Origin of the sequence: Methylobacterium sp. Leaf469 (genome assembly GCF_001424745.1) — a bacterium.
Taxonomy (GTDB): Bacteria; Pseudomonadota; Alphaproteobacteria; order Rhizobiales; family Beijerinckiaceae; genus Methylobacterium.
Genome location: NZ_LMRE01000044.1, coordinates 131,687 through 155,156, shown reverse-complemented (window position 1 = coordinate 155,156; position 23,470 = coordinate 131,687). Strand labels below are relative to the sequence as shown.

Genomic DNA, 23,470 nt, shown 5'->3' with positions numbered 1-23,470 from the left:
CCGCTCATCGTCTCGACGTGTCCGATCTGATAGGGCGGGTGCCCATGGTCCGCACGATCCTCTTTCGCCTTCACTGGGCTCTCGGCCTCACCGCCGGCCTCGTCCTCGTCGTCCTCGGTGTCACGGGGGCGTTGATGAGCTACGAGGAGGCGATCGGCGAATGGGCCGACCGCGACCGGGCCTCCATGCCGGTTCAGGATGCAGTCCGCCTCGGTCCGGAGGCCATGGTTGCACGGCTGCAGGCGCAGCGACCGGGCGCGAGGGTGAGTACCCTCACCCTTTCGGGCGACCCGGAACGCACACCGCGGGCCCGATTCAGCACGGACGCCAAGACCGGCGCGCGGCCGCCCTCGGCCTACCTCGATCCCTACGACGGACGCGACCTCGGCCCGCCGCGCCTCGAATCCGCCTTCGCGACGATCCGCGACCTGCATCGCTGGCTCCTCGTGCCGGGCGACGGCAAAGGCTGGGGCCGCAGCGTCGCGGGCGCCAGCACCATCGCCTTGCTGGTGTTTCTCGCAACGGGCCTCTACCTGCGCTGGCCGCAGATCCATTCCTGGCGGGTCTGGCTGAGGCCCCGCCTCGCACGTCCGGGCCGCGCGCGCTGGTGGTCGCTCCACACCATCGCGGGAACCTGGCTCCTGCCGGTCTATGCCCTGATCGCACTCTCGGGCCTGTGGTGGTCCTACGACGGGTACCGGACGGTCGCCACCTGGGCGCTGACCGGCGAGGCTCCGCGCACGCGGCCTGGCCGCATGCCCGGCCGCAGCGGACCGGCGGAACCGCTTGCCCTCGACCGGGCCTGGGCGGCGTTCCAGGCCGGGGAAGGCGCCGGTGCCACCCTCGCCATCGTCACCCTTCCGGCCGCCGACGCCACCGCGATCCGCATCCGCTACCTCACCCGCGACGCCCCCGATTCGAGAGCGCGCAACGACATCACGTTCGATGCGGCCACCGGCGCGCAAGCCTCGGTGAGCCGCGACGCCGACAAGCCCCTCGGCCAGCGCATGGCCGACAACATGCTGGAGGTCCATCGCGGACGCTTCTTCGGCGGGATCGTCGCGTTCGTGTTCTTCGCGGCCTCGCTGCTGATGCCGGTCCTGGCGGTGAGTGGCCTCGTCCTCTACGCGCTGCGCCGACGCAGCGCTCGCCGGCGCGCGACATCCGCAAGTCCCGGTCTCGAAACCGCTCGACCTCTGAAGGTTTGACAGAAGGGGCTGGCGGCGCGCTCCCCCGCGCGTAGATTGAGCGGAACGGGCCGCAGATGCCCACCGCCTGGGAGACCGTCCGCCATGCCCGTCGTCTTCTCCGCCCCGACCGTCACCGCCTACAGGTGCGGCCGTACGCTGCTCCTTGGCGCCGTCGCGAGCCTTGCTCTCACGAGCCTCGCGGCGACCGGCGTCCGGGCGGAGGGCGACGCCCGCATCACCGGCCTGTGGAAGCTCGTCTCCTACGAGGTCGAGGTGCGCTCCAGCGGCGAGAAGGACCCGGTGATGGGGGCGCACCCCACGGGCTACGCCTATTTCACGCCCGAGGGCCGGGTGTTCTTCAACCTCACGGGCGAGGATCGCAAGCCGGCCAAGGACCCCGAGGGCAAGGCGCGCCTCCTCGACACCATCGTGGCTTACACGGGCAAGTTCACCACCACCGGCGACCAGTGGACGACCCGCATCGACACAGCCTGGAATCCCGACTGGATCGGCACCGATCAGACCCGCACGTTCAAGCTCGACGGCAAGCGGCTCACAGTGCTCACCCCGTGGCGGATCATGCCGAACTGGGCCAAGCAGGGCGAGACCCGCAGCATCGTCACCTTCGAGCGCGCCACCGACGGCTGACCTGGACCAACCCAACACCGGAGCACGCCATGACCCTCGTGATACCCGTGATCCTCGGCTCCGTCCGCACCGAACGCCAGGGCCTGCGCGCCGCGCGGTTCCTGGTGACGCAACTGGAGGCGCGCGGCGTCGAGGCGCCCCTGGTCGATCCGGCCGAGTTGCAACTGCCGCTCCTCGACAAGATGTACAAAGAATACCCCAAAGGTTCGGCGCCGCCGGCTCTGGAGGAACTGGCGACGCTCTATCGCCGCTCGGATGCCTTCGTGGTGGTCTCGGCCGAGTACAATCACTCGATCCCACCGGCTTTGTCGAACACCCTCGACCATTTCCTCGAGGAGTATTCCTGGCGGCCTTCGGCGATCTGCTGCTACTCGGCCGGGCAGTACGGCGGCGTGCGGGCGGCGATGCAGTTGCGGGCGATGATGGGTGAACTCGGTGCGTCGAGCATCCCGTCGCTCCTGCCGATCCCGCGCATCGGCAAGGCCCTCGACGCGGAGGGCAATCCGCAGGAGGCGTGGCTGACCCGGGCGGCTTCGCGCTTCCTCGACGAATTGGTCTGGTACGCCGAAGCGCTGCAGGCCAAGCGAGCGGGCGGTACGCCGTATTGAGATCGCGGTCTGGCGCAGGGCTTGCCCTCCTCCGGCACCCGCTTTCGCCAACGGACGAGCCCCATGAACGATGTCAGACCGCTCCTTTCCAGCCTCGTGAAGGCGGCCCTGATGGGGGACGACCGCGCCAGTCTCCTGTGGCGCGAAGAGGCGCGCCAGAGCCACGCCCGTATCCTCGCCGACCCGTCCGCCGTCGCAAACCTCAAGATCGACGGAATGTGGACCCTGGCCGTGGGTGATGCGGAGGCGCCGGAGTTTCGGGAGGCGGAGGGTCAAGTCGAGTTCGGATTGCCGGCCCTATGCCCGTTCACCCTCAGGGAAATCGCCGCCCCCGATCTCGACATCGACGCGGCGGTGGAGCGCATCCGCGGATCGGCCGCCACGGGCTGATTCCCTGCGGCCGACGAAACCGTGTTGAGGGGCGCGACCGTGCCGTTGCCCGAATGCGGAGTCGGGCCCATGTTACGGGCACAGGCCGTGATCCCGCGCCGGGATCGGCCGAGACCTTATAGTGTCGGGCCCTTCGCCCGCGCCGCGAGCCCGAGCCTTTGGCCAAACGCATCAATCCGAATCCAGCACGTCCCGCCCTCCCCTCCCGCGAAGAGATTCTCGGCTTCATCGCCTCGGCGACGGAAAAGGTCGGCAAACGCGAGATCGCGGCGGCTTTCAACATCAAGGGCGCCGACCGCATCGGCCTCAAGCGCATCCTCAAGGAAATCGAGGAGGACGGGGCCATCGAGCGTGGTAAGGGCGGCCTGACGGAGGCCGGACGCCTGCCGGCGGTGGTGCTCGCCGACATCAAGTCCCGCGATCGCGACGGCGATTTCCTGGCGATTCCGGTCGAGTGGGATCAAGCCAAGGGCCCACCTCCGAAAATCACCGTGATCGCGCCACGCCCCGGCCGGAAGCCAGGGCTCGCAGCACCGGGCGTCAACGACCGGGTGCTCCTGCGCGTCGAGCCCACCGAGGGCGAGACCGGGCGCTATTCCGGCCGGGTCATCAAGGTCGTTGGGAAGAACAAGGCCGAGATCATCGGGGTCTACCGCGCTGGCAAGGATGGCGGCCGCATCATCCCGGTGGAGAAGCGGGCGCAGGGCCGCGAGATCGCGATCCCGGCGGGCGAAGAAGGCGAGGCCCGAGACGGCGACCTCGTCAGCGTCAGCCTGCAGCGCGAGACCCAGTTCGGCCTGCCCCAGGGCCGGGTGAAGGAGCGCCTCGGCTCGCTCGGCTCCGAGAAGGCCGTGAGCCTCATCGCGCTCCACCTACACCACATTCCCCACGTCTTCGCCGCAGCGACCCTCGCCGAAGCCGATGCGGTAGAAGCCGTAGGGCTCGACGGACGCGAGGATTGGCGCGCCGAGCCGTTGCTGACCATCGACCCGCCGGACGCCAAGGACCACGACGACGCCGTGATGGCGATCCCGGATCCCGATCCGGCCAACACAGGCGGTTTCGTGATCACCGTCGCCATCGCGGATGTGGCGACCTATGTGCGCCCCGGTTCGGCCCTCGATCGCGAGGCCCTGATGCGGGGCAACTCGGTCTACTTCCCCGACCGGGTGGTGCCGATGCTGCCCGAGCGCATTTCCAACGATCTGTGTTCCCTGCGGCAGAACGAGGACCGCCCGGCGCTCGCCGTCCGCATGGTCGTCACGGCCGATGGCACGAAGCGCCGCCACAGCTTCCATCGTGTGATGATGCGCTCGCGGGCGAAGCTCTCCTACGCCCAGGCGCAGGCGGCCATCGACGGGTTCACGGACGAGACCACCGCGCCGCTGGTCGAGCCTGTGCTGCGTCCGCTCTATGCGGCCTACGAAGCCCTGAAGGCGGCCCGCGACGCGCGCGGGCCGCTGGCCCTCGACCTGCCCGAGCGCAAGGTGCTGCTCACGGCCGATGGCGCCGTGGACCGCGTCGTGGTGCCGGCGCGCCTCGACGCACACCGGCTCATCGAGGAGTTCATGATCCAGGCGAACGTCGCCGCCGCCGAGACCCTGGAGCAGGCCAAGCAGCCCCTGATCTACCGGGTCCACGACGAGCCGGCCCTGGAGAAGATGCGCGCGCTCGGCGAAGTGCTCGCCTCCATCGGCATCAAGATCCCCCAGGAAGCTAAACTCCGTCCCGCCCTGTTCAATCGCATCCTCAGCTCAGTGGCCGAGACCGAACATGCGATCTTCATCAACGAGGTGGTGCTTCGGTCCCAGGCCCAGGCGGTCTACGCTGCGCAGAACCTCGGGCATTTCGGCCTCAACCTGCGCCGCTACGCTCACTTCACCTCGCCGATCCGGCGCTACGCCGACCTCATCGTCCACCGCGCCCTGATCGCGGCCTGCCGCCTCGGGCGCGACGGGTTGTCTTCCGAGGTCACCGTGGGGATGCTCGATGGGATCGGCGAGCAGATTTCGGCCGCCGAGCGCCGTGCCATGGCGGCCGAGCGCGAGACCATCGACCGGCTCATCGCCCACCACCTCGCCGACCGCGTCGGCGCGACCTTCACCGGACAGATCTCGGGTGTCACGCGCTCGGGGCTGTTCATCAAGCTGGACGAGACCGGGGCCGACGGCTTCGTGCCGATCTCGACCATCGGCGCCGACTTCTATCGGCACGACGAGGCCCGGCACGCCCTCGTGGGTGAGCGCTCGGGTGAGACCCATCGTCTCGGCGACCGCGTCGAGGTGCGCCTTGTGGAGGCGGCCGCCGTGGCGGGTGCTCTGCGGTTCGAGCTGCTCTCGGAAGGCCAGGCCAGGCCGGAGCGGTCATCGCCCGGGGGCAAGCCTCGGACCGCCCGCAAGTCCGGGGCACCGGGGCGTCCCCCCGGCATCCGCAACACCGGGTCGCGTCACCGCGGGTCGCGCCGCTAGGGCGGGTGGGGTAAATTGGGGGGACCCGAGGCACAGGATGGAATCCGCATGACCGCGCGCGTCGAGACCCTCCCTGGCGAACGCAAGGGCCTCGTGAGATCGATGGGGCGCGGCTTTGTCGGCCGCTGCCCCCATTGTGGCGAGGGCCGGATCTTCGGGCGCTTCCTCAAGGTTCAGCCGGAATGCGGCACGTGCGGCCTTGCTCTGCACAGCCATCGGGCCGACGACCTGCCGCCCTACGTCGTCATCTTCATCATCGGCCACATCGTCGGGTACTTCATCCTCGAACTCGAGACGAATTACGACGTGCCGCTGTGGTTTCAGCTAACCTTCTGGCCGTTCATCACCTTGGCTTCGGCCCTGGCGTTGCTCCAGCCGGTGAAGGGAGCCGTCGTCGGCCTGCAATACGCCCTTGGCATGGGGGGGTTCGCCACGCTACCCGTGGGGTCGAGCGTGGCCGTTTCGGCGCCGAAGGAGCTTCAGCGTGGACCCAGCGACACTCGCGAGCACGGCCTCGGACGAACCTGACGCCCCGAGGTCGGGGATTGCGAAGAAAGCCGCCCTGCGGCCCCGCAACGCTGCCACCCTCATCATCCTCGATCGCTCGAAGAAGACGCCGAAGGTCCTGATGGGCCGGCGCCACGCGTCGTTGGCGTTCATGCCCGGAAAGTTCGTGTTCCCCGGGGGGCGCATCGAGCCGGGTGACCGGCACATGCCCGTCGCCGGGGCGCTCTCGGCCCGTGCCAGCGACGCTCTGGCTGCACAGGTGCCGCGTGCTTCGCATGGCCTCGGCCGCGCCTTGGCACTCGCGGCCATCCGGGAGACCTACGAAGAAACCGGCCTGATGCTCGGCACTCGCGAGTACGGGCCACCGGAATCGGCACCCGAAGGGGTTTGGCAGTTGTTCCGGGAGGCCGGGATCATGCCCGACCTCGAAGCCCTGCACCTCGTGGCCCGCGCCATCACCCCACCGAACCGGCCCCGCCGGTTCGACACCCGCTTCTTCGCCGTCGACCGCAGGGCTGTGGCGGGCGAGGCGCCCGGCGTCGTGACGGCGGATTCAGAACTGGTGGAAATCGTCTGGGTCACGTTCGCGGAAGCCCGTGCCCTCGATCTGCCGCGTATCACGAGCCTCGTGCTCGCCGATGTCGAAGCGCAGGTCGCAGGCAATCTCGCCCCGTACCTGCCGATACCCTTTTATTACGAGCGTCGGGGCAAGGGACAGCGAGAGGTGCTTTAACGCCACCCTTCCCCACCCCTCGACGCCGATTCCGGAACTGAGTCCCGATCCAGCCCGTTGAAAAGTGGATATCTTCTCGGGAGTCGCATCATGCTAAAAGGTGGTTTGCTTTGGTTGATCGGCATTCCGTTGCCGATCATTCTGATCATCTACTTCTTCACCGGCTGGTTGCACTGAAGATTTCGCACCGGGAAAAAATAAGAAGGCCCCGCTTCACCGGCGGGGCCTTTTCTCATTCGGCCGCGTCGAGCCGTGGCCGCTCGATCTCGGCGCGCTCACGCTTCACCAACTCGGCGGTGAGGAACGCTACTTCCAGGGCCTGCTCCGCGTTGAGCCGCGGGTCGCAATAGGTGTGGTAGCGGTCTTGCAGGTCGTCGGCCGTCAGCGCCCGGGCGCCGCCCGTGCACTCCGTGACATCCTTGCCGGTCATCTCCAGGTGAATACCGCCCGCGATGGTCCCCTCAGCGCGATGGATGCCGAAGAAGCTCTCGATCTCCTGCATCACCCGCTCGAACGGACGGGTCTTGTACCCGCCGGCCGAGATGGTGTTTCCGTGCATGGGATCGCACACCCACACGACCTTTCGGCCCTCGCGCTCCACCGCCCGGATCAGCCCCGACAGGTGATCGCCGACCTTGTCCGCGCCGAAGCGGCAGATCAGGGTCAGGCGACCGGCCTCGTTGCCCGGGTTCAATTGGTCGATGAGTCCGATCAGACCCTCGGCCGTCATCGACGGACCGCACTTCAGGCCGATGGGGTTCTTGATGCCGCGGGCGTACTCGATGTGCGCGTGGTCGGCCTGACGGGTCCGGTCGCCGATCCACAGCATGTGGCCCGACGTGGCGTACCAGTCGCCGCTTGTGGAATCGACGCGGGTCAGCGCCTCCTCGTAGCCAAGCAGCAGGGCCTCGTGACTGGTGTAAAAGTCCGTGGTGCGAACCTCTTGGTGCGTCTCGGGATTGATTCCGATGGCTCGCATGAAGTCGAGGGTCTCGGTCATCCGCTCGGCGCAATCGGCGTAGCGCGCGGATTGCGGCGAATCCTTCACGAAGCCCAGCATCCAGCGGTGCGAGTTCTCCAAGTTGGCGTAGCCGCCGGTGGCGAAGGCGCGCAGCAGGTTGAGCGTCGCCGCCGACTGGCGGTACGCCTCCAACTGCCGGCGCGGATCGGGAATGCGCGCCTCCTCGGTGAAGGTGAGGCCGTTGACGATGTCGCCGCGGTAGCTCGGCAGGCTGACACCGCCCAGGGTCTCGGTCGGCGACGAGCGCGGCTTGGCGAACTGCCCGGCGATGCGCCCGACCTTCACCACGGGCGATCCGCCCGCGAAGGTCAGGACGAGGGCCATCTGCAAGAACACGCGGAAGAAGTCGCGGATGTTGTCAGCTGAATGCTCGTCGAAGCTCTCGGCGCAATCGCCACCCTGGAGAAGGAAGGCCTCGCCCGTGGAGACGCGCGCCAGGGCCGACTTCAGCTTGCGCGCCTCACCGGCAAAAACGAGGGGCGGGAAGCTCGCGAGTTGGGTCTCGACCGTCTCGAGAGCCGCCGCGTCCGGATAGGCCGGTACCTGCTGGATCGGCAGGTTGCGCCAAGATTTCGGCGTCCAACCAGTCTTCGATGTCCAACGCTCACCCATGATCGTCTCCCGCCACCCCTTGGCCGGCTTTCACGCGCAACACGATGCTGCGTGGAAAGCGCGGCTTATAGAGAGGTTTTTCGCAGGAGGCGAGTTAGCCCGGGAACCAGTCTGCCCTGCTTGAGGATCAGGCGACGTCGCCGTCCTCGATTGCGATTCCGTGCTCCGAGAGGATCCAGAAGATCGCCTCGAGATCCTCCGACGTCACGTCGCGCGGTGGCAAAGCCTCCTCGAGATCCTCGTAGGTCAGGCGGCGCATACGCTGCGCCTCCGCTTTGGCCAGAAGCGTGTCCACCGCCTTGCGCATGTCCGGCGGCAGGGCATCGTGGCTCGGCAGGCGATAGTCGTCGACCGGATGCAACGCCTCCGCTAGCATCCGGTCAATGATCACCTGACGGCGATCGTGCGCGTCGTCGTGCTGTTCCATGGGGGTTGTTATGGGTCGGCCGGGCGGTGCGTCGAGGGGTAAGGGTTAGGCCGGATGCGTGCGCGCCTCAAGACGCGGCAGCGCGCGCGACCCGCACGGGGATCGCCTTGGCCGCCGGGGTCTTCGCCTGTTCGTCGTGGTGCCAGAGCGGAATCAGCGGGTTCAGCTCCGGGTAATAACCACCACAATTGCCCGGCGGAATATCGTACTGGATCACCCGCAGACCCTTCACCGATCGCTCGAAGCCGTCATCGGACGGCGTCGACAGATCGACGGTCTCGCCATCCTTCACACCGATCCGGGCCATGTCTCCGGCATTCATGAACAGGATCGCGCGCGTGCCCTTCACGCCGCGGAAGCGGTCGTCGTAGCCGTAGATCGTGGTGTTGAATTGGTCGTTGGAGCGAAGCGTCATCAGATCGAGGATGTCGGGGCCGCGGGAAGGCATGTCCGGGTTCTCGTCGAGGCCCTCCGGCACAATGAAGTTGGCCTTGCCCGTCTCCGTTTCCCAGTTGCGCTCGCGGGCCGGGATCGGCTTGTGCAAGCCGCCCGGATCGAACATCCGTCCGTTCAGGTCGTGGAACACCGTCGGGTAGGTCGTCTCGATGGCATCGCGGATCTTGGCGTAGTCGCCGACCCAGGCATCCCAGGTCACCTTGGGATTAGGGACCAGGGTCGCCTTGGCGAGTTCGGCGACGATCCACGGCTCGGAACGGACATGCGCGCTGACGGGCTTCGTCACGCCGCGCGAACCATGGAAACACGAGGTCGAATCCTCCATGGACACGGCCTGCGGGCCGGAGGCCTGCGCATCGATCTCGATGCGGCCGAGGCAGGGTAGGATGTAGGCGACCTTGCCGTTGACGAGGTGGGAGCGGTTGAGCTTCGTCGAGATCTGCACGGTCAGGCGCATGCGCCGCCACGCCTCCTCCATCCTGACCGTATCCGGGATGGCGCGGACGAAATTGCCACCGAGGCTCAGAAACGCCTTCACCGACCCGTCGACGATGCCTTCGCAGGCCTCGACGGTGTTGAGACCCTTCTCGCGCGGCGGCTCGAAACCGTATTGGGTGGCGAGCGCGTCGAGGGGGGCGAGTTCGGGCTTCTCGGTGATGCCCACCGTGCGCTGTCCCTGGACGTTGGAATGACCGCGTACCGGGCAGAGGCCAGCGCCGGGGCGTCCGACATTGCCACGAAGGAGCATGAGGTTGACGAGCATCTGCACCGCCTCGGTGCCCTTGCGGTGCTGGGTGAGGCCCATGCCGTAGACGCCAAGGACGGCGCGCGCCCGGCCGTAGGCCGCGGCCGCTGCCTCGATGGCGTCTCGCGTCAGCCCGGAATGCGCTTCCAGGGTCGCCCAATCCTTGCGCTCGCAATAGGCCTTGAACGCATCGTACCCATGGGTGTGCTCCTCGATGAACGCCACGTCGAGGATTCGCGGGCGACCCACGACCCGGGCTTCGTCGTCGGCGGCGAACAGGGCCTTGCACATGCCGGTGATGGCGGCGATGTCACCGCCAGCCTTGACCTGATGGTACTGCGTCGAGATCTGCGTCTCGCTGCGGGTCACCATCTCGACGGGTGATTGCGGGTTGGTGAACCGCTCCAGTCCGCGCTCGCGCAACGGGTTGAAGGTGACGATCGGCACCCGGCGCTTGCGCGCATCCTGCAGGGGGTGAAGCATCCGGGGCGCGTTTGAGCCGACGTTCTGACCGAAAAACAGGATCAGGTCGGTGCTCTCGAAATCCTCCAGCACCGTGGTGCCGACGGCCGAACCGATGGAGGCCTTGAGGCCCACCGAAGTCGGCTCGTGGCACATGTTGGACGAGTCGGGCAGGTTGTTGTTGCCGTACATCCGCGCGAACAGCGCGTACATGTACGAGGTTTCCAGGGATGCCCGGCCGGAGGCGTAGCAGACCACGGATTTCGGATCCAAGGCGCGCAACTCCCGCCCGATCTCGGCGAAGGCCTCGGCCCATTCGACCGGAACGTAGCGGTCGCTCACGGGATCGTAGCGCAAGGGATGGGTGAGACGGCCCTTCTCCTCCAGCGCGTAGTCGGTCCATCCCAGGAGTTCCGTGACCGTGTGCGCGGCGAAGAAATCCGGGCCGACGCGCTTCGTGGTCTGCTCCCAGGCGGTCGCTTTGGCGCCGTTCTCGCAATACTCGAAGGCGGCTGGCTTCTTCGGCTTCGACCAAGCACAGGACGTGCACATGAACCCGTCGGGCTTGTTCTGCTTCAGGAGCAAAGCCGCGCCGGATACTGGAATCTCCTCGCGCAGCAGGATCTCCGCCAGCGACGACGCAGAGCCCCAGCCGCCCGCCGGACCGGTATAGGGTTCGATCTTCGGGTCGGCCATCTTGTCGGTCATGGGATATCCGGTTCGCGCGGTCGCCCTGGGGAGGCGCCCCTCGAAAGCGCTATCGGGAACCGGCCCCGGACCCGACCTGTTCCCAGCTGCGACGCCAGGTGCGCGCCGACCCCGCTAACCGACCGCTTCCGGATGCTTGGTGACCACGGGCGAGCGCATGGTGACGAGTTCCTCGCCGGCGGTCGGGTGGACCGCGATGGTACGATCGAAATCAGCCTTGGTGGCGCCCATGGTGACCGCGATGCCCACCGCCTGAATGATCTCGCCGGCATCGTGCCCTAGGATGTGGACGCCGACCACCCGGTCGCTGGCGCAATCGACGATCACTTTCATCAGGACCTTCTCATCGCGGCCCGACAGCGTCGCCTTCATCGGGCGAAAGCTGGACCGGTAGACGTCGATCTTTCCGTAGCGCTCCCGCGCCGTGCTCTCGTTGTGGCCGACGACGCCGATTTCCGGCGTCGAGAACACGGCCGTGGGGATGAGGTCGTGATCGACGGCCCACGATTTGTCCCCGAACACCGTGTCGGCGAAGGCGTGGCCTTCGCGAATGGCGATGGGGGTCAGCGCCGCGCGGTCGGTCACGTCGCCGACTGCGTAGATCGAAGGCACGCAGGTCTGGGAGAACGCGTCGACGGGGATCGCCCCGGCCTCGTCGAGGGTGATCCCGACGGATTCCAACCCGAGGCCTTCGACCTTCGGGCGCCGGCCCGTGGCGTAGAGAACCTGATCCACCTCGAGCGTCATGCCGTCGCTCAGGGTCACGCCGAGGCCGCCAGCGACGCGCTCCAGGCGCTCGACGCTGATGCCGAGGCGCAAGTCCATGCGCCTGGCGTAAGCCTCGTCGAGGGCGTCGCGGATCTCGTCGTCGAAGCCGCGCAGGAGCCGGTCGCCGCGATGAGCCAGGGTGGTCTTCGAGCCGAGCGCCGCGAACACGCCGGCGAACTCCACCGCGATGTAGCCGCCACCGACAACGAGGATGCGTTCCGGCAGGCTTTCCAGCTCGAAGACCTCGTTGGAGGTGATGGCGAGCTCGCAGCCCGGCACCTCCGGGACTTTCACCGGATGCGCGCCCACGGCGACGAGGATGACCTTCGCTCGCACCCGCCGCCCGGAGGCAAGGCGCACCGTGTGGGCATCCTCGATCACCGCACGCTCATGCACGATCTCGACGCCGGCCTTGCCCAGATTGGTACCGTAGATGCCCTCCAGCCGCAGGACCTCGGCGTCGCGCCGCCGTTTCATCACGCTCCAGTCGAAGCGCGGCTCGGGCACGGTCCAGCCAAAGCCGGCGGCATCCTCGAACTCGTCGCGGAACCGGCTGGCATAGACCATGAGCTTCTTCGGGACGCAGCCTCGGATCACGCAGGTGCCACCGACCCGGTATTCCTCGGCGAGTTGGACCCGCGCGCCGTAGCCGGATGCGATGCGGGCGGCTCGCACACCGCCGGAGCCGCCGCCGATGACGAACAGATCGACGTCGAATTCCTGAGTCATGAATGCGGGTTCCGGCAATGGCAGCATTGTGCGCCCTCCATCGCCCGAACCTCGCCCGGCTTCAACCGTGACAGTCTGGCCGCGGCCCAACAAAAAGGCCGCCTCCCCTCGCGGGGAAGCGGCCCGATGGCCGGCGCGATGCGGCGATCAGCTTACTTGATCTTGGTTTCCTTGAAGTCGACATGCTTACGCACGACGGGGTCGTACTTCTTCATGGAGAGCTTCTCGGTCTGCGTGCGGGAATTCTTCTTCGTGACGTAAAAGTAGCCCGTGTCGGCGGTCGAGATCAGCTTGACTTTGACGGTGACGGCCTTGGCCATGGCGCGGCGCTCCTGTGATGGCGGCATTCCGCATCAGCGAAACGCAAAAGGGCCGGCCCGAGCCGGCTGAATACCGGCGCGTGATTGCCCCATCGGACCGGGTTCGTCAAGGCCGGGGATAGCCTTGCAGGCGCCAAGCCACGAGTCCCGCATAGGCGAGGAACAGGACGCAGAGGCTGTAGGCGAAGCCCTGGGGTGGCACGAGGTCCATGCCGCCGCCGATGATCGGGGGGCCGACCATGAGGCCGACATTGTAGAGGAGCACGAAGGCCGCGTTGGCCCCGGCGAGTTCCGGCCCGCGCACGCTGGCGCCGAGCTGGGCCAGCCCCACGGTGTAGAGCGTGCCGGCCAAGCCGCCCCAGACGAAGAGGAGCACGAGGAGCGCCGGAAAGGACGCCGAGGCGACGGGAATCAGGATCGAGCCGACGGCTCCGCACAGGGCCGAGGCCAGGAGGACGATGCGCCGGTCGATGCGGTCGGCGAGCCAGCCGAACGGGATCTGGAACACGACGTTGCCGAGGGCCAGGACCGAGACGAGACCGGCCGCCGTCTGCGCGTCGTAGCCGAGGCGCAGGCCGTAAAGCGGCAGGATCGCGAAGCCTCCGGTCTCGACGGCACCGTAGACCAGGGCGGCCCCGGTCGCTGCCGGCGCGAGGCGCAGATACGCCAGGATCGAACGACTGCCGCCGTGCCCGATCTCCGGCGAGAGGCCGCGCGCCAGCAGCAGCGGGACCATGGCGACGAGGAACAGGCACGACCCGGCGAGGTAGGGCGCGTAACCTTCGGTGCCGAGGAGGGCGAGCAGGGTCGGGCCGACGGCGAAGCCAAGGGCCAGCACGGTGGCGTAGATGCCCATCACCAGCCCGCGCCGGGCCGGCGGGGCGGCCTCGCTGATCCAGAACTCGGACAGGACGAACAGGACGCCGAGGGTGGCCGAGAACACGAACCGCAGGGGAAACCACCAGGCGATGTCCTGGAACAGCTTGAAGCCCGTGAGCATGAGAGCGCCGAGCCCCAACGACAGGACCAGCAAACGGACCACGCCGATGCGCGCCGCCACTCGCGGGACGAACGGAACCGTGAGGATACTGGCGAGGCCGGCCACGGCAGTGTTGATGCCGATCAGAGTGCTCGACGCACCCATCCGTGCCATCTCGATGGACAGGAGCGGGATGGTGAGGCTGAGACCGATGCCGACGACGGCGACACAGACGATGGCGGCGGTGATGGAGGCGAAACGGGCGCGATCGTCGGGCTGCGACGGGTCCTGAACGGGCATGATCGGCGAAATCGGTCCTGGGCGGGCCGCGCCGCGGCCTCGGGACCGCTTTCTCTACGCCGAGATGGACGAGCGCAACCGCCAGAGCCGCGTCAGCGCGCCGCCGCCGTCACGGGCTTGTCGTCGGTCTTGGGAACCTGCCGCTCGATTCTCTGGCCGTCGCGCAGGTCGGCGGGTGGGCTGAGGACGATCTGCTCACCACCCTCCAGCCCCCGGTCGATCTCCAGGACCGTGCCGAGATCGCGCTGGACATGGACGTTGCGCCAGCGCGCCTGCCCGTCGTCGCCCGCGATCGCCACTTGGGTGCCGCGCTGATTGAAAACCATAGCCTCCGCCGGGATCACCGCGACGGATTGCGTGCGCGGCACCTTGAAGGTCACGGAGACATAAAGGCCCGCGCGAAGCGTCAGATCGGCGTTCGGGACGTCGACCTGCGTGGTCAGGGTGCGCGACGACAACAGAAGGGCGACGGAGCTGCGCTCGACCTTGCCCGAGAACACGCGGTTGGGCATCTGCGGCACGCGGACGGCGGCATCCAATCCCTCGCGGATGCCCCCCGCCGCACTCTGGGGCACGTTGACGGAGACGCGCAGGACGTCGTCGCGGTCCATGGCGAGAAGGGCCGTGCCGGTGCCGTCGGCGTGGACGAGGTCGCCGACATCGACGCCCCGTGTGGTGATCACCCCGTCGAAGGGCGCGACGATATCCTTGAAACCCGTCAGCGCCTTCAGGCGGTCGACCGTGGCGGTCTGCGCCTTGATGTTGGCCTCGGCCACCTTCACGCCGGCCTGGGCCGAGGCGAGGGTCGCGGTCTGGCTCAGCACGCTCGCCTGGGAATTGTCGGCGTTCTGTTTCGAGGCCCAGCCCTGGCCGGCGAGGGTCGAGGTTCGGGAATTGGTGACGTTGGCGAGGCCGACGTTGGCCTTGGCCTGATCGACCATGGCGCGGGCCTGGAGGAGTTGCGCCTCGAGCTGCCCGACCTGCGCCTCGGCCTGCGCGAGCTGCTGGTCGAGGTCGGGTGCGGCGATTCGCAGGAGGATGTCGCCCTTGCGCACGCGGGAGCCGATGTCGACGCGGCGCTCGGCGATGTACCCGGTGGCGCGGGCGTAGAGCGCCGCCCGCGCGAAGGCATCGGTCTGGCCCGGCAGGGTGATCTCCATGGGCTTGTCGGCCCGATCCACCGTGGCCGTGCGCAGGCGCGGCACGTGGGTGTCGATCCTGCGCTGGGTTTCCGTGGCGGCGGCGCGCTGCTGCCACTGGCCGTAGCCGCCCCAGGCCAGGAGCCCGGCGATCCCGAGGCCGACGAGGACGAACGGGCCGGCGCGCGGCGGCGGCGGCACGTCGGACGGGTCGCGGGGGCTGTGGGTCACGCGTAATCCTCCAGGGGCCGAACCTCGCCCCGGCGCAGGACCGCGTAGAGGAACGGCACGAACAGCAGCGTCGAGGGGGTACCGACGGCGATGCCCCCCATCACGGCGCGGGCGAGGGCCGCGTTCTGCTCACCGCCCTCCCCCGTGCCGAGCGCCATGGGGATGAGGCCGAGGAACATGGCGCCCGCCGTCATCAGCACCGGGCGCAGACGGGTCTCGCCGGCGATGAGCGCGGCCTCGACCGCGCTGCATCCCGTGGCTTCCCGGTGTTCCTTCGCGAAGGTGACGAGGAGGATCGAGTTGGCCGACGCGATACCGACCGACATGATCGCTCCGAACAGCGAGGGAATCGAGATCGTCGTCCCGGTGATGAACAAGCTGGCGACGATACCACAGAAGGCGAGCGGCAGGGCCGCCAGCACCACGAAGGGGTCGCCCCAGCTCTGGAAGTTCACGGCCATCAGCAGGTAGACGGCCACCAGCGCGATGGCGAGGCCGACCTGAAGCCGCGTGAAGGCCGATTGCATGCTCTCGATCTGGCCCCGGACGGTGATCTTGTCCGGCGCCGGCAGGCCCTTCTGTTCGTCCGCCACGATGGCGCGGATCTCCTTCGCCACGGACCCGAGATCCGAATCCTGAACCGCCGCGTAGACGTTGAAGGTCGGCTGGGTGTTGACGTGGTTGATGACCGTCTGGGTGCCCTCGCGCCGCATGGTCGAGACGCTGGAGAGCAGCGTCAGCACGCCGGGCGCCTCCGGACCGCCCTGAACGAGGAGCGGTGTGTTCTCGAGGGCGGTGAGGGAGTCGTTGCGGAATTCCGGGGTCTGGACCCAGAGTTGATAAGGAATACCGGTCTTCGGGTCTGTCCAGAAGTTCGGCGTCACCTGGAAAGAGCCCGATAGGGAGACGTTGAGCCCCTGCGCGATCTGCTGCTGGGTCAGGCCGAGCTCCGAGGCGAGCTTGCGATCGACGTCGACGAAGAATTGCGGCGTACCGACGATTTGATGGAGATGGACGTCGACGGCCCCGCGCGTCGCCTTGAGCCGACGGACGATGTTCTGTGCGACCTCCAGATCCTTCGCGGTGTTGCGGCCGGAAACCTGGATGTCGATCTGCGCCAGGGTACCGAAGTTGAGAATCTGGGTGATGATGTCCGAAGGTTGGAAGTAGAATACCACGTCGGGAAAGCGCTCGCGCAGCACCTCGCGCAATTGCTTCGTATAATCGGCGACGGATCCGTGACCTTCCTTGAGATTGATCAACATCTGACCGTCGTTGTAGGCGACGAACGAACCATCCGAGAAGGCGAAGTTGTAGTTATTCGACGGCAGGCCGATGTTGTCGAGGATCTGATCGATCTCACCCTCGGGAATCACTTCCCGGACCACGCGCGAGACGTCGGCGAACACCTGCTCCGCCGTTTCGATCCGCATGCCCGGGCGGGTGCGCAAATGTAGGGTCAGCTGGCTCGACGCCACCTGCGGGAAGTAGTCCTGGCCGACGAAGGTGAACAGGCCTGCCGAGCCCGCGAGCACGCAGGCGACCACCGCGAGAGTCGCGACGCGCCGGGCCAGCACGACGTGCAAGAGGCCGACATAGCCGCGGTGGAAGCGGGTGAAACGCGCCTCGAACCCGTGGCCGATCCAGCCGGCGAGCCGCAGGAAAGGACGGCCGAGCCAAGCGAGGGCGCGAGCGATGCGGCCCCGGCGCGGAGGCGCGCCGCCGCCGTGGCGCTCGGCGTATTCGCGCGCCACCAGGACATCGATGAGCACCGGCACCAGGGTGCGCGACAGGACGTAGGAGGTCAGCATCGCGAACACGACCGCCAGCGCCTGGGGCGTGAACAGGTACTTGGGCGTGTCGGTCAGCGCGAAGACCGACACGAAGGCGGCGCAGATCGACAGCGTCGAGATCAAGGCCGGCTTGGCGATGCCGGCCGCACCCTCGACCACGGATTTCCGGAACGGCTCACCCTCCTCGAACAGCCGATAGGTGTTCTCGATGGCCACCGTCGCGTCGTCGACGAGGATGCCGACTGCCAGCGCCAAGCCGCCGAGCGTCATCACGTTGATGGTCTCGCCGAGTGCGGCGAGGATGGCGAGCGACGTGAGGATCGAGAGGGGAATCGAGACCAGCACCACGATGGTGGAGCGCCAGGAGCCAAGGAACAGCAGGATGGTGAGGCCCGTCAGCGCCGCGGCGATCACCGCCTCGTGGATCACCCCCTCGATGGCGGCAGAGACGAAGACCGACTGGTCGAACAGGGGCTTGAGGGTCATGCCCTGGGGGGCGGCGGCGCGGATATCGGGGAGCGCCTTCTTGACGTTATTGACGACGTCGAGGGTCGAGGCGGTTCCGTTCTTGAAAATCCGCATCAGCACCGAATGCACACCGTCGGCGCGCACGATATTGACCTGCGGCGGACCGCCGTCGCGGACGTGAGCCACGTCGCGCACCAGGATCGGCTGGCCACCCACCACACGGATGGGGATCTGGTTCAAGGCGTCGATGGCGTCGGGCGAGGCATTGAGCTGAATCGGGTATTGTTGCTCGCCGATCTTGGCGAGGCCCGAGGGCACCGTGAGGTTCTGAGCGGTGACGGCGTTGGTGACGTCGAGTGCCGTGAGCCCGAGCGCCTGGAGCGCGTGAAGGTCCAGATCGACCATGATCTGGCGCGGCGTGCCGCCGAAGGGCGACGGAAGGGTCGAGCCCGGCACCTGGGTCAGGCGTTGGCGGATGCGGTATTGGGCGTAGTCGTAGACCTTGGTCAGGCTCTCGCGGTCGGAGGCGAGGGAGAGCTGGATGACCGGTACGGAGGAGGCCGAGAATCGCAGGACGATGGGCGGCTGAACACCAGGCGGCATGGTCGCGCGGATGGAATTCATCGCCGAGACGGTCTGGGCGATGGCGAGATCGATGCTCACGGCCCCGTCGAAATAGATCTTCTGAATCGCCGTACCCTGCAGGGTGGTCGATTCCATACGGGCGATGTTGTTGACGTTGTTGGAGAGCGAGAACTCGGCGTAGGTGGTGATGCGCCGTTCCATCTCGGAGGTGGAGAGCCCGTTATAGGTCCACACCACCACGACCACCGGAATATCCACGGTGGGCAGCACGTCCTTCGGCGCCACCACCACAGCCGCCGCCCCGCCGAGCATCATCAGCACGGCGAGCACGTAGATCGTGATCCGGAACTTCAGCGCGTATTGAACGAGACCCATGCCGTCTCCACGAACGAGCGCTCAGCCGTGGTCGCACAGGCTGCCAGCCGGGACCCATGGATACTGGATGCAGGGGATTTGTTTCGGGATGAATGCTGACCGGCGCGACACAGGCGCCCGATCGGGCGCCTGTACGCTAGATACGGATCGGGTGGGGTGTCCTCAACAGCAACGAAAGCCGTTCCGGTTCCCCACTCCGAAGCGGGCATTCTCGCGGTTTCGGAAAAAATCCCGCTCGCTCATCGGCTCCTGATCCGCATGCGTCCTGCGGATGTGGCTGGCATAGGCCTCGTAATCGCCCTGCCCGACCATGAGGCGGGCGCCGTCGCAGACGCATTTCGAGAAGGTCTTGAGACGGTCCCGCAACTCCATCGACGACAGCGCCATGGTGCCTACTCCGCTGCGACGGCGGCGGGGCCGCCGCTCTCCAGGGCTGTCCAGCGATCGGCGCGATAGGCCTTCACGCAAGCCTTGATGCCGAAGACGCCGATGGCCACCACCAGCCCGACGAACATCACCGCGAGGGCCGCGTCGATGCGGTCGTTGAAGACGATCTTGTGCATGTCGGCCATGTTCTTGGCCGGAGCCAGCACCTTGCCCTCGGCGATCGCCGCCGAGAAGCGGTCGGCATGCGACAGGAAGCCGATCTTGGGGTCCGCCGAGAAGATCTTCTGCCAGCCGGCGGTGAGGGTGCAGATGCACAGCCACACGGTGGGGATGATCGTGACGAAGGCGTAGCGCTCGCGCTTCATCTTGAAGATCACCACGGTGGCGAGCGTCAGGGCCACGGCGGCCAGCATCTGGTTCGAGATGCCGAACAGCGGCCACAGGGTGTAGATGCCGCCGAGCGGATCGGTGACGCCCTGGTAGAGGAAGTAGCCCCAGGCGCCGACGCACAGCGCGGTGGCCAGGATGCTGGGCGCCCAGGCCGTGGTGTCCTTGAACGTCGGTGAGATCAGCCCGAGAAGATCCTGCAGCATGAAGCGGCCGGCCCGGGTGCCCGCGTCCACGGCGGTCAGGATGAACAAGGCTTCGAACAGGATGGCGAAATGGTACCAGAACGCCATCATGGCCTTGCCGCCGATGGCGGAGGAGATGATGTGCGCCATGCCGACCGCGAGGGTCGGCGCACCGCCGGCGCGGGAGATGATCGAGTGCTCGCCGACGTCGACGGCAGTCTGGGCGATCTGTTCGGCGGTGATCGCAAAGGCCGGGTCGAGTTTCGTCACCGCGGCGGCGGCGCTCTCCGGCGTCGTGCCGACGAGGCCGGCGGGCGAGTTCATGGTGAAGTAGATACCCGGCTCGATGACGCTGGCCGAGACCAGGGCCATGACGGCCACGAAGCTCTCCATGAGCATGCCGCCGTAGCCGATGAAGCGTGCGTCGGATTCCCGTTCGATGAGCTTGGGGGTGGTGCCCGACGAGATCAGGGCGTGGAAGCCCGACACCGCGCCGCACGCGATGGTGATGAAGAGGAACGGGAACAGCGTGCCGGCCCAGACCGGACCGGACCCGTCGACGAACTTGGTGACCGCCGGCATCTTCATGTGCGGGGCGACGTAGACGATGCCGAGCGCCAGGCCGACGATGGTACCGATCTTGAGGAAGGTCGAGAGGTAGTCGCGCGGGGCAAGGAGCAGCCAGACTGGAAGGATCGAAGCGACGAAGCCGTAGCCGATGAGCATCCAGGTGAGCTGGGTACCGGTGAAGGTGAAGAACGGGCCCCAATACGGATCGGCCGCGACGTTGCCGCCGTACACGATGGCGAGCATCAGCAACACGAAGCCGAGGATCGAGACCTCGCCGACCTTCCCGGGGCGGATGTAGCGGGCATAGAGGCCCATCATCATGGCGATCGGGATCGTCGCCGCGACGGTGAAGGTGCCCCATGGGCTCTCGGCCAGAGCTTTCACGACGATCATCGCCAGCACGGCGAGGAGGATCACCATGATCATGAAGGTGCCGAACAGGGCGATGACGCCCGGAATGGTGCCGAGTTCGGCGCGGATCAGTTCACCGAGCGAGCGGCCGTCGCGGCGCATCGAGATGAACAGGATCATGAAGTCCTGCACGGCGCCGGCGAGAACCACACCCGCGAGGATCCAGAGCAGGCCAGGCAGGTACCCCATCTGCGCGGCGAGCACGGGGCCGACCAGGGGCCCGGCGCCCGCGATGGCGGCGAAATGGTGCCCGAACAGCACGTTGCGGTTCGTGGGGACGTAATCGAGACCGTCGTTGTGCACGTGGGCGGGCGTCTGGCGCGTATCGTCCAGGCGCATGACCTTGCTGGAAATAAAGAGCGAGTAGTAGCGGTACGCGATCAGGTAGGTGCAGACCGCCGCCACGACGATCCAGAGAGCGTTGACCGTCTCGCCCCGGGTCGTGGCAACGATGGCGAGGGCGGCCGCGCCCAACGCTCCGACGAGGGCCCATGGCCCGTGCTTGGTGATCGCACTCATCGACGTCTCGCTCCTGCGACCTGTCCTTGCTGGCAGATCGTCAAGCCCCCTTGTTACGCAATTCGACGGCGAGGGCCAGACATCTCGCGCGATCCGCAAACATCATTTGCAGAGTGTCACCAGCCCGCCCACGTCCGGCAGATCAATCGACCACGATCACCCGGTTCGGCAGGAGGTCAGGTCCGCCGCCGCGCTCCGGCAGTTCGGCCGCGAGAATCGCCCCGACATCCGCCACGGCGGCGATGAGGCCAGCCTCCATCTCACCCCGGCGCAGGGCTCCGAGCAGCGCACCGATGGAAGCGTTCCAGGCGGCGGACGGAACACGAGCGGCAATCCCGTAATCGGCCACGATCTCGGCATGCCCCTCGGCGCAGGCGAGAAAGATGAGCACCCCGCTGCGCTCCGGCGTCCGTGCCAGGCCCCGCGAACAGAATTCCCGCCGCGCCGCCTCATGCGCCCGGGCCCGACGGATCGCGCGCGGCACGAGAACCATCCGCAGGCGCGGGTGCAGACTGGCCGCCAGGGCCGCGAGAACGACGACGGCCTGCCCGAGGGCGATGGAGACGGCGCTCCACGGCGTCAGCAGGATCAGCGGCCAGGGCACGAGGAGGCCGCAGACCAAGGCGAAAGCCAAGGGCGCCGACCGGTAGGATCCCGCGCGGGCCGCGACCAGGACGACGATCTCGCCCGATGTCGCGGCTTCCGCACGGCTGACGGCTTCGGCGATCCGCGTTCGTGCCGCGCAGTCCAGGATCGGCTTACCAGTCACCCGAGGCTCCTCCGCCACCCGACGAACCGCCCCCACCCGAAAATCCGCCGCCATCACCGAAGCCGCCCGAAACGCCGCCGCTCCACCCGCCGGAGGACGGGCCGGGAAGAATGACGAAACCGCCGCCGCGCCGCCCGCGATTCATCCGGTAGGCGAGAAACAGGATCACCAGGAAGATGACGATGAAGACGATGACTTGGCCGGGGTCGGCCTCGTCGCGGCGGATCTCGGCCTTGCGATGCCATGTCTCGGCATCTCCGGACAGGATCGACAGCATGGCATCGGCGCCGGCGTTCAGACCACCGACGTAATCCCCATCCTTGAAGCGAGGGGCGATCGCCGTAGTGATGATCACCTTCGACAGGGCATCCGTCAGGGCTCCCTCGAGACCGTATCCGACCTCGATACGAACCTTGCGGTCCTTGGGTGCCACGATAAGCAAAGCGCCGTTGTCGGTCTTCTTCTGGCCGAGGGCCCAATACCGGAACAGCCGGTTGGCGTAATCCTCCACCGTCAGGCCCTGGAGGTCTGGCACCGTGGCGACCACGACCTGATCGGAGGTCTTGTCCTCGTAGGCCTTGAGCTTCGATTCGAGGCCAGCGCGATCCTCCGGTTTCAGGATACCGGCCGCGTCGACGACCCGTCCAGTCAGTGCTGGGAAGGACGGATCGGCCGCGAGCGCCAGTCCCGCCTGGAACACGAGGGCGAGCCCAAGAAGGACGGCACGCAATCCTCGCCCCGGGATCACCGGCATGAACGTCTAAAACTTCACGTTCGGCGGCCGCTCGGAATTCGGCGTCGCCGTGAAGGTCTCCATCGGCTTGGCCTCGGGATAGAACCACGCCGCGATCCAGCGTCCGGGAATCGTCCGGACCTCCGTGTTGTAGGCCTGCACCGCGCCGATGTAGTCGCGGCGCGCCACGGCGATCCGGTTCTCGGTGCCCTCGAGCTGCGACTGCAGGGCAAGGAAGTTCTGGTTCGATTTGATGTCGGGATAGCGTTCCACCGTCACCAGCAGGCGTCCGAGGGCACCCGAAAGCTGGTTCTGGGCATCTTGGAATTCCTTGAACTTCTGCGGATCGGTCACCGTCGAGGCGTCGACCTTGACGCTGGAAGCCTTGGCCCGCGCCTCGGTGACGCCGACGAGCACGTCCTTTTCCTGCTGGGCGTAGCCCTTCACCGTCTCGACGAGATTGGGGATCAGGTCGGCCCGGCGCTGGTACTGGTTCTGCACCTCGCTCCACGACGATTTGGCACTCTCCTCGAGGGTCGGCACCCGGTTGATGGCGCCGCATCCCGCGAGGGAGGTCGCGAGCGCCAAGGCGACGAAAGCCGTGCGGATCCGACCGAAGACGGAGGGTCCGGCCGAAAGGGCGGCGCCAGGCTGCATGAACGAGACTCCCGGGGGCAACGACGTGCGGAACCGCACTGCCCTGCGACAGATAGGCATGACCTTAGGCACGGGAAGGGTCCGGCCCGACATACGCCACGGGAAACGCGTGCCGGAGGCCTCGGTACGACCTCGAAAATACCTCCTCCGGACCTCCGCGCCGCAGCCGTCGCGCTGTTGACAAGGCAGG

The 23,470-nt window shown here is 67.3% G+C and carries 20 protein-coding genes; 7 read left to right on the top strand and 13 right to left on the bottom strand.

What is annotated here, in order from left to right:
* Nucleotides 1-44 precede the first annotated feature (44 nt).
* The 7 genes from ASG60_RS19785 (at nt 45) to ASG60_RS19755 (ending at nt 6,544) form a co-directional block, all read left to right on the top strand.
* Nucleotides 45-1,208 (top strand): PepSY-associated TM helix domain-containing protein, encoded by a 1,164-nt coding sequence (locus ASG60_RS19785; protein WP_056387329.1) that lies wholly within the window; start codon nt 45-47, stop codon nt 1,206-1,208.
* An 84-nt stretch (nt 1,209-1,292) separates the two neighbouring features.
* Nucleotides 1,293-1,838 carry a lipocalin-like domain-containing protein gene (locus tag ASG60_RS19780; RefSeq protein WP_082531849.1) on the top strand — a complete coding sequence of 182 codons (546 nt, stop codon included), beginning with the start codon at nt 1,293-1,295 and terminating at the stop codon, nt 1,836-1,838.
* Between the two features lie 29 nt (nt 1,839-1,867).
* Entirely contained in the window at nt 1,868-2,446 is a 579-nt protein-coding gene (locus ASG60_RS19775; protein WP_056304335.1) for an NAD(P)H-dependent oxidoreductase, read from the top strand.
* Nucleotides 2,447-2,509: 63 nt separating this feature from the next.
* On the top strand, nt 2,510-2,836 hold the full coding sequence (locus ASG60_RS19770) for a hypothetical protein (RefSeq protein ID WP_056176023.1): 327 nt from the start codon (nt 2,510-2,512) through the stop codon (nt 2,834-2,836).
* Between the two features lie 158 nt (nt 2,837-2,994).
* Nucleotides 2,995-5,304: a ribonuclease R gene (gene rnr / locus ASG60_RS19765; RefSeq protein WP_056387326.1), complete on the top strand. Its 2,310-nt coding sequence runs from the start codon at nt 2,995-2,997 to the stop codon at nt 5,302-5,304.
* A 48-nt stretch (nt 5,305-5,352) separates the two neighbouring features.
* Nucleotides 5,353-5,832, top strand: coding sequence for a DUF983 domain-containing protein (locus tag ASG60_RS19760; RefSeq protein ID WP_056267825.1), 480 nt, complete (start codon nt 5,353-5,355; stop codon nt 5,830-5,832).
* Between the two features lie 16 nt (nt 5,833-5,848).
* Nucleotides 5,849-6,544: an NUDIX domain-containing protein gene (locus ASG60_RS19755; RefSeq protein ID WP_244476725.1), complete on the top strand. Its 696-nt coding sequence runs from the start codon at nt 5,849-5,851 to the stop codon at nt 6,542-6,544.
* A gap of 232 nt (nt 6,545-6,776) precedes the next feature.
* On the opposite strand, the gene ASG60_RS19750 is transcribed toward ASG60_RS19755, so the two are convergent.
* The 13 genes from ASG60_RS19750 to ASG60_RS19690 form a co-directional block, all read right to left on the bottom strand.
* Nucleotides 6,777-8,177, bottom strand: a complete 1,401-nt coding sequence (locus ASG60_RS19750) for a 3-deoxy-7-phosphoheptulonate synthase class II (protein WP_056387322.1) — start codon at nt 8,175-8,177, stop codon at nt 6,777-6,779.
* A 127-nt stretch (nt 8,178-8,304) separates the two neighbouring features.
* Nucleotides 8,305-8,604 carry an RNA polymerase sigma factor region1.1 domain-containing protein gene (locus tag ASG60_RS19745; RefSeq protein WP_056176006.1) on the bottom strand — a complete coding sequence of 100 codons (300 nt, stop codon included), beginning with the start codon at nt 8,602-8,604 and terminating at the stop codon, nt 8,305-8,307.
* 67 nt (nt 8,605-8,671) lie between these two features.
* Entirely contained in the window at nt 8,672-10,963 is a 2,292-nt protein-coding gene (locus ASG60_RS19740; RefSeq protein ID WP_056387428.1) for an FdhF/YdeP family oxidoreductase, read from the bottom strand.
* Between the two features lie 126 nt (nt 10,964-11,089).
* Nucleotides 11,090-12,472 (bottom strand): glutathione-disulfide reductase, encoded by a 1,383-nt coding sequence (gene gor / locus ASG60_RS19735; RefSeq protein ID WP_156398966.1) that lies wholly within the window; start codon nt 12,470-12,472, stop codon nt 11,090-11,092.
* Between the two features lie 152 nt (nt 12,473-12,624).
* Nucleotides 12,625-12,792: a 50S ribosomal protein L33 gene (rpmG, locus tag ASG60_RS19730; RefSeq protein ID WP_018044575.1), complete on the bottom strand. Its 168-nt coding sequence runs from the start codon at nt 12,790-12,792 to the stop codon at nt 12,625-12,627.
* A gap of 106 nt (nt 12,793-12,898) precedes the next feature.
* Complete coding sequence (locus tag ASG60_RS19725; RefSeq protein ID WP_056304340.1) at nt 12,899-14,071, bottom strand: MFS transporter; 1,173 nt, start codon at nt 14,069-14,071, stop codon at nt 12,899-12,901.
* A gap of 92 nt (nt 14,072-14,163) precedes the next feature.
* The gene (locus ASG60_RS19720) at nt 14,164-15,441 is read right to left on the bottom strand and encodes an efflux RND transporter periplasmic adaptor subunit (protein ID WP_056175997.1); all 1,278 of its coding nucleotides are present in this window, start codon (nt 15,439-15,441) and stop codon (nt 14,164-14,166) included.
* A complete protein-coding gene (locus tag ASG60_RS19715) occupies nt 15,438-18,662 on the bottom strand; it encodes an efflux RND transporter permease subunit (RefSeq protein WP_056387318.1) in 3,225 nt (1,074 codons plus the stop codon). Before ASG60_RS19715 ends, ASG60_RS19720 begins: the two co-directional genes overlap by 4 nt.
* A gap of 162 nt (nt 18,663-18,824) precedes the next feature.
* The gene (locus tag ASG60_RS19710) at nt 18,825-19,049 is read right to left on the bottom strand and encodes a YbdD/YjiX family protein (protein ID WP_056362598.1); all 225 of its coding nucleotides are present in this window, start codon (nt 19,047-19,049) and stop codon (nt 18,825-18,827) included.
* Between the two features lie 5 nt (nt 19,050-19,054).
* Nucleotides 19,055-21,121 (bottom strand): carbon starvation CstA family protein, encoded by a 2,067-nt coding sequence (locus ASG60_RS19705; protein ID WP_056175991.1) that lies wholly within the window; start codon nt 21,119-21,121, stop codon nt 19,055-19,057.
* Nucleotides 21,122-21,263: 142 nt separating this feature from the next.
* Complete coding sequence (locus tag ASG60_RS19700) at nt 21,264-21,890, bottom strand: TPM domain-containing protein (protein WP_056387316.1); 627 nt, start codon at nt 21,888-21,890, stop codon at nt 21,264-21,266.
* The gene (locus ASG60_RS19695; RefSeq protein WP_056304344.1) at nt 21,880-22,644 is read right to left on the bottom strand and encodes a TPM domain-containing protein; all 765 of its coding nucleotides are present in this window, start codon (nt 22,642-22,644) and stop codon (nt 21,880-21,882) included. The genes ASG60_RS19700 and ASG60_RS19695 overlap by 11 nt, the downstream gene beginning before the upstream one ends.
* Before the next feature lie 6 nt (nt 22,645-22,650).
* Nucleotides 22,651-23,280, bottom strand: coding sequence for a LemA family protein (locus ASG60_RS19690; RefSeq protein ID WP_056267801.1), 630 nt, complete (start codon nt 23,278-23,280; stop codon nt 22,651-22,653).
* Nucleotides 23,281-23,470: the final 190 nt, after the last annotated feature.

Bases quoted from the DNA above. Each gene is read 5' to 3' on its own strand.
- ASG60_RS19785 (WP_056387329.1), top strand. From the start codon at position 45: ATGGTCCGCACGATCCTCTTTCGCCTTCACTGGGCTCTCGGCCTCACC.
- ASG60_RS19780 (WP_082531849.1), top strand. From the start codon at position 1,293: ATGCCCGTCGTCTTCTCCGCCCCGACCGTCACCGCCTACAGGTGCGGC.
- ASG60_RS19775 (WP_056304335.1), top strand. From the start codon at position 1,868: ATGACCCTCGTGATACCCGTGATCCTCGGCTCCGTCCGCACCGAACGC.
- ASG60_RS19770 (WP_056176023.1), top strand. From the start codon at position 2,510: ATGAACGATGTCAGACCGCTCCTTTCCAGCCTCGTGAAGGCGGCCCTG.
- ASG60_RS19760 (WP_056267825.1), top strand. From the start codon at position 5,353: ATGACCGCGCGCGTCGAGACCCTCCCTGGCGAACGCAAGGGCCTCGTG.
- ASG60_RS19750 (WP_056387322.1), bottom strand. From the start codon at position 8,177: ATGGGTGAGCGTTGGACATCGAAGACTGGTTGGACGCCGAAATCTTGG.
- ASG60_RS19745 (WP_056176006.1), bottom strand. From the start codon at position 8,604: ATGGAACAGCACGACGACGCGCACGATCGCCGTCAGGTGATCATTGAC.
- ASG60_RS19740 (WP_056387428.1), bottom strand. From the start codon at position 10,963: ATGGCCGACCCGAAGATCGAACCCTATACCGGTCCGGCGGGCGGCTGG.
- gor (WP_156398966.1), bottom strand. From the start codon at position 12,472: ATGACTCAGGAATTCGACGTCGATCTGTTCGTCATCGGCGGCGGCTCC.
- rpmG (WP_018044575.1), bottom strand. From the start codon at position 12,792: ATGGCCAAGGCCGTCACCGTCAAAGTCAAGCTGATCTCGACCGCCGAC.
- ASG60_RS19725 (WP_056304340.1), bottom strand. From the start codon at position 14,071: ATGCCCGTTCAGGACCCGTCGCAGCCCGACGATCGCGCCCGTTTCGCC.
- ASG60_RS19715 (WP_056387318.1), bottom strand. From the start codon at position 18,662: ATGGGTCTCGTTCAATACGCGCTGAAGTTCCGGATCACGATCTACGTG.
- ASG60_RS19710 (WP_056362598.1), bottom strand. From the start codon at position 19,049: ATGGCGCTGTCGTCGATGGAGTTGCGGGACCGTCTCAAGACCTTCTCG.
- ASG60_RS19705 (WP_056175991.1), bottom strand. From the start codon at position 21,121: ATGAGTGCGATCACCAAGCACGGGCCATGGGCCCTCGTCGGAGCGTTG.
- ASG60_RS19695 (WP_056304344.1), bottom strand. From the start codon at position 22,644: ATGCCGGTGATCCCGGGGCGAGGATTGCGTGCCGTCCTTCTTGGGCTC.
- ASG60_RS19690 (WP_056267801.1), bottom strand. From the start codon at position 23,280: ATGCAGCCTGGCGCCGCCCTTTCGGCCGGACCCTCCGTCTTCGGTCGG.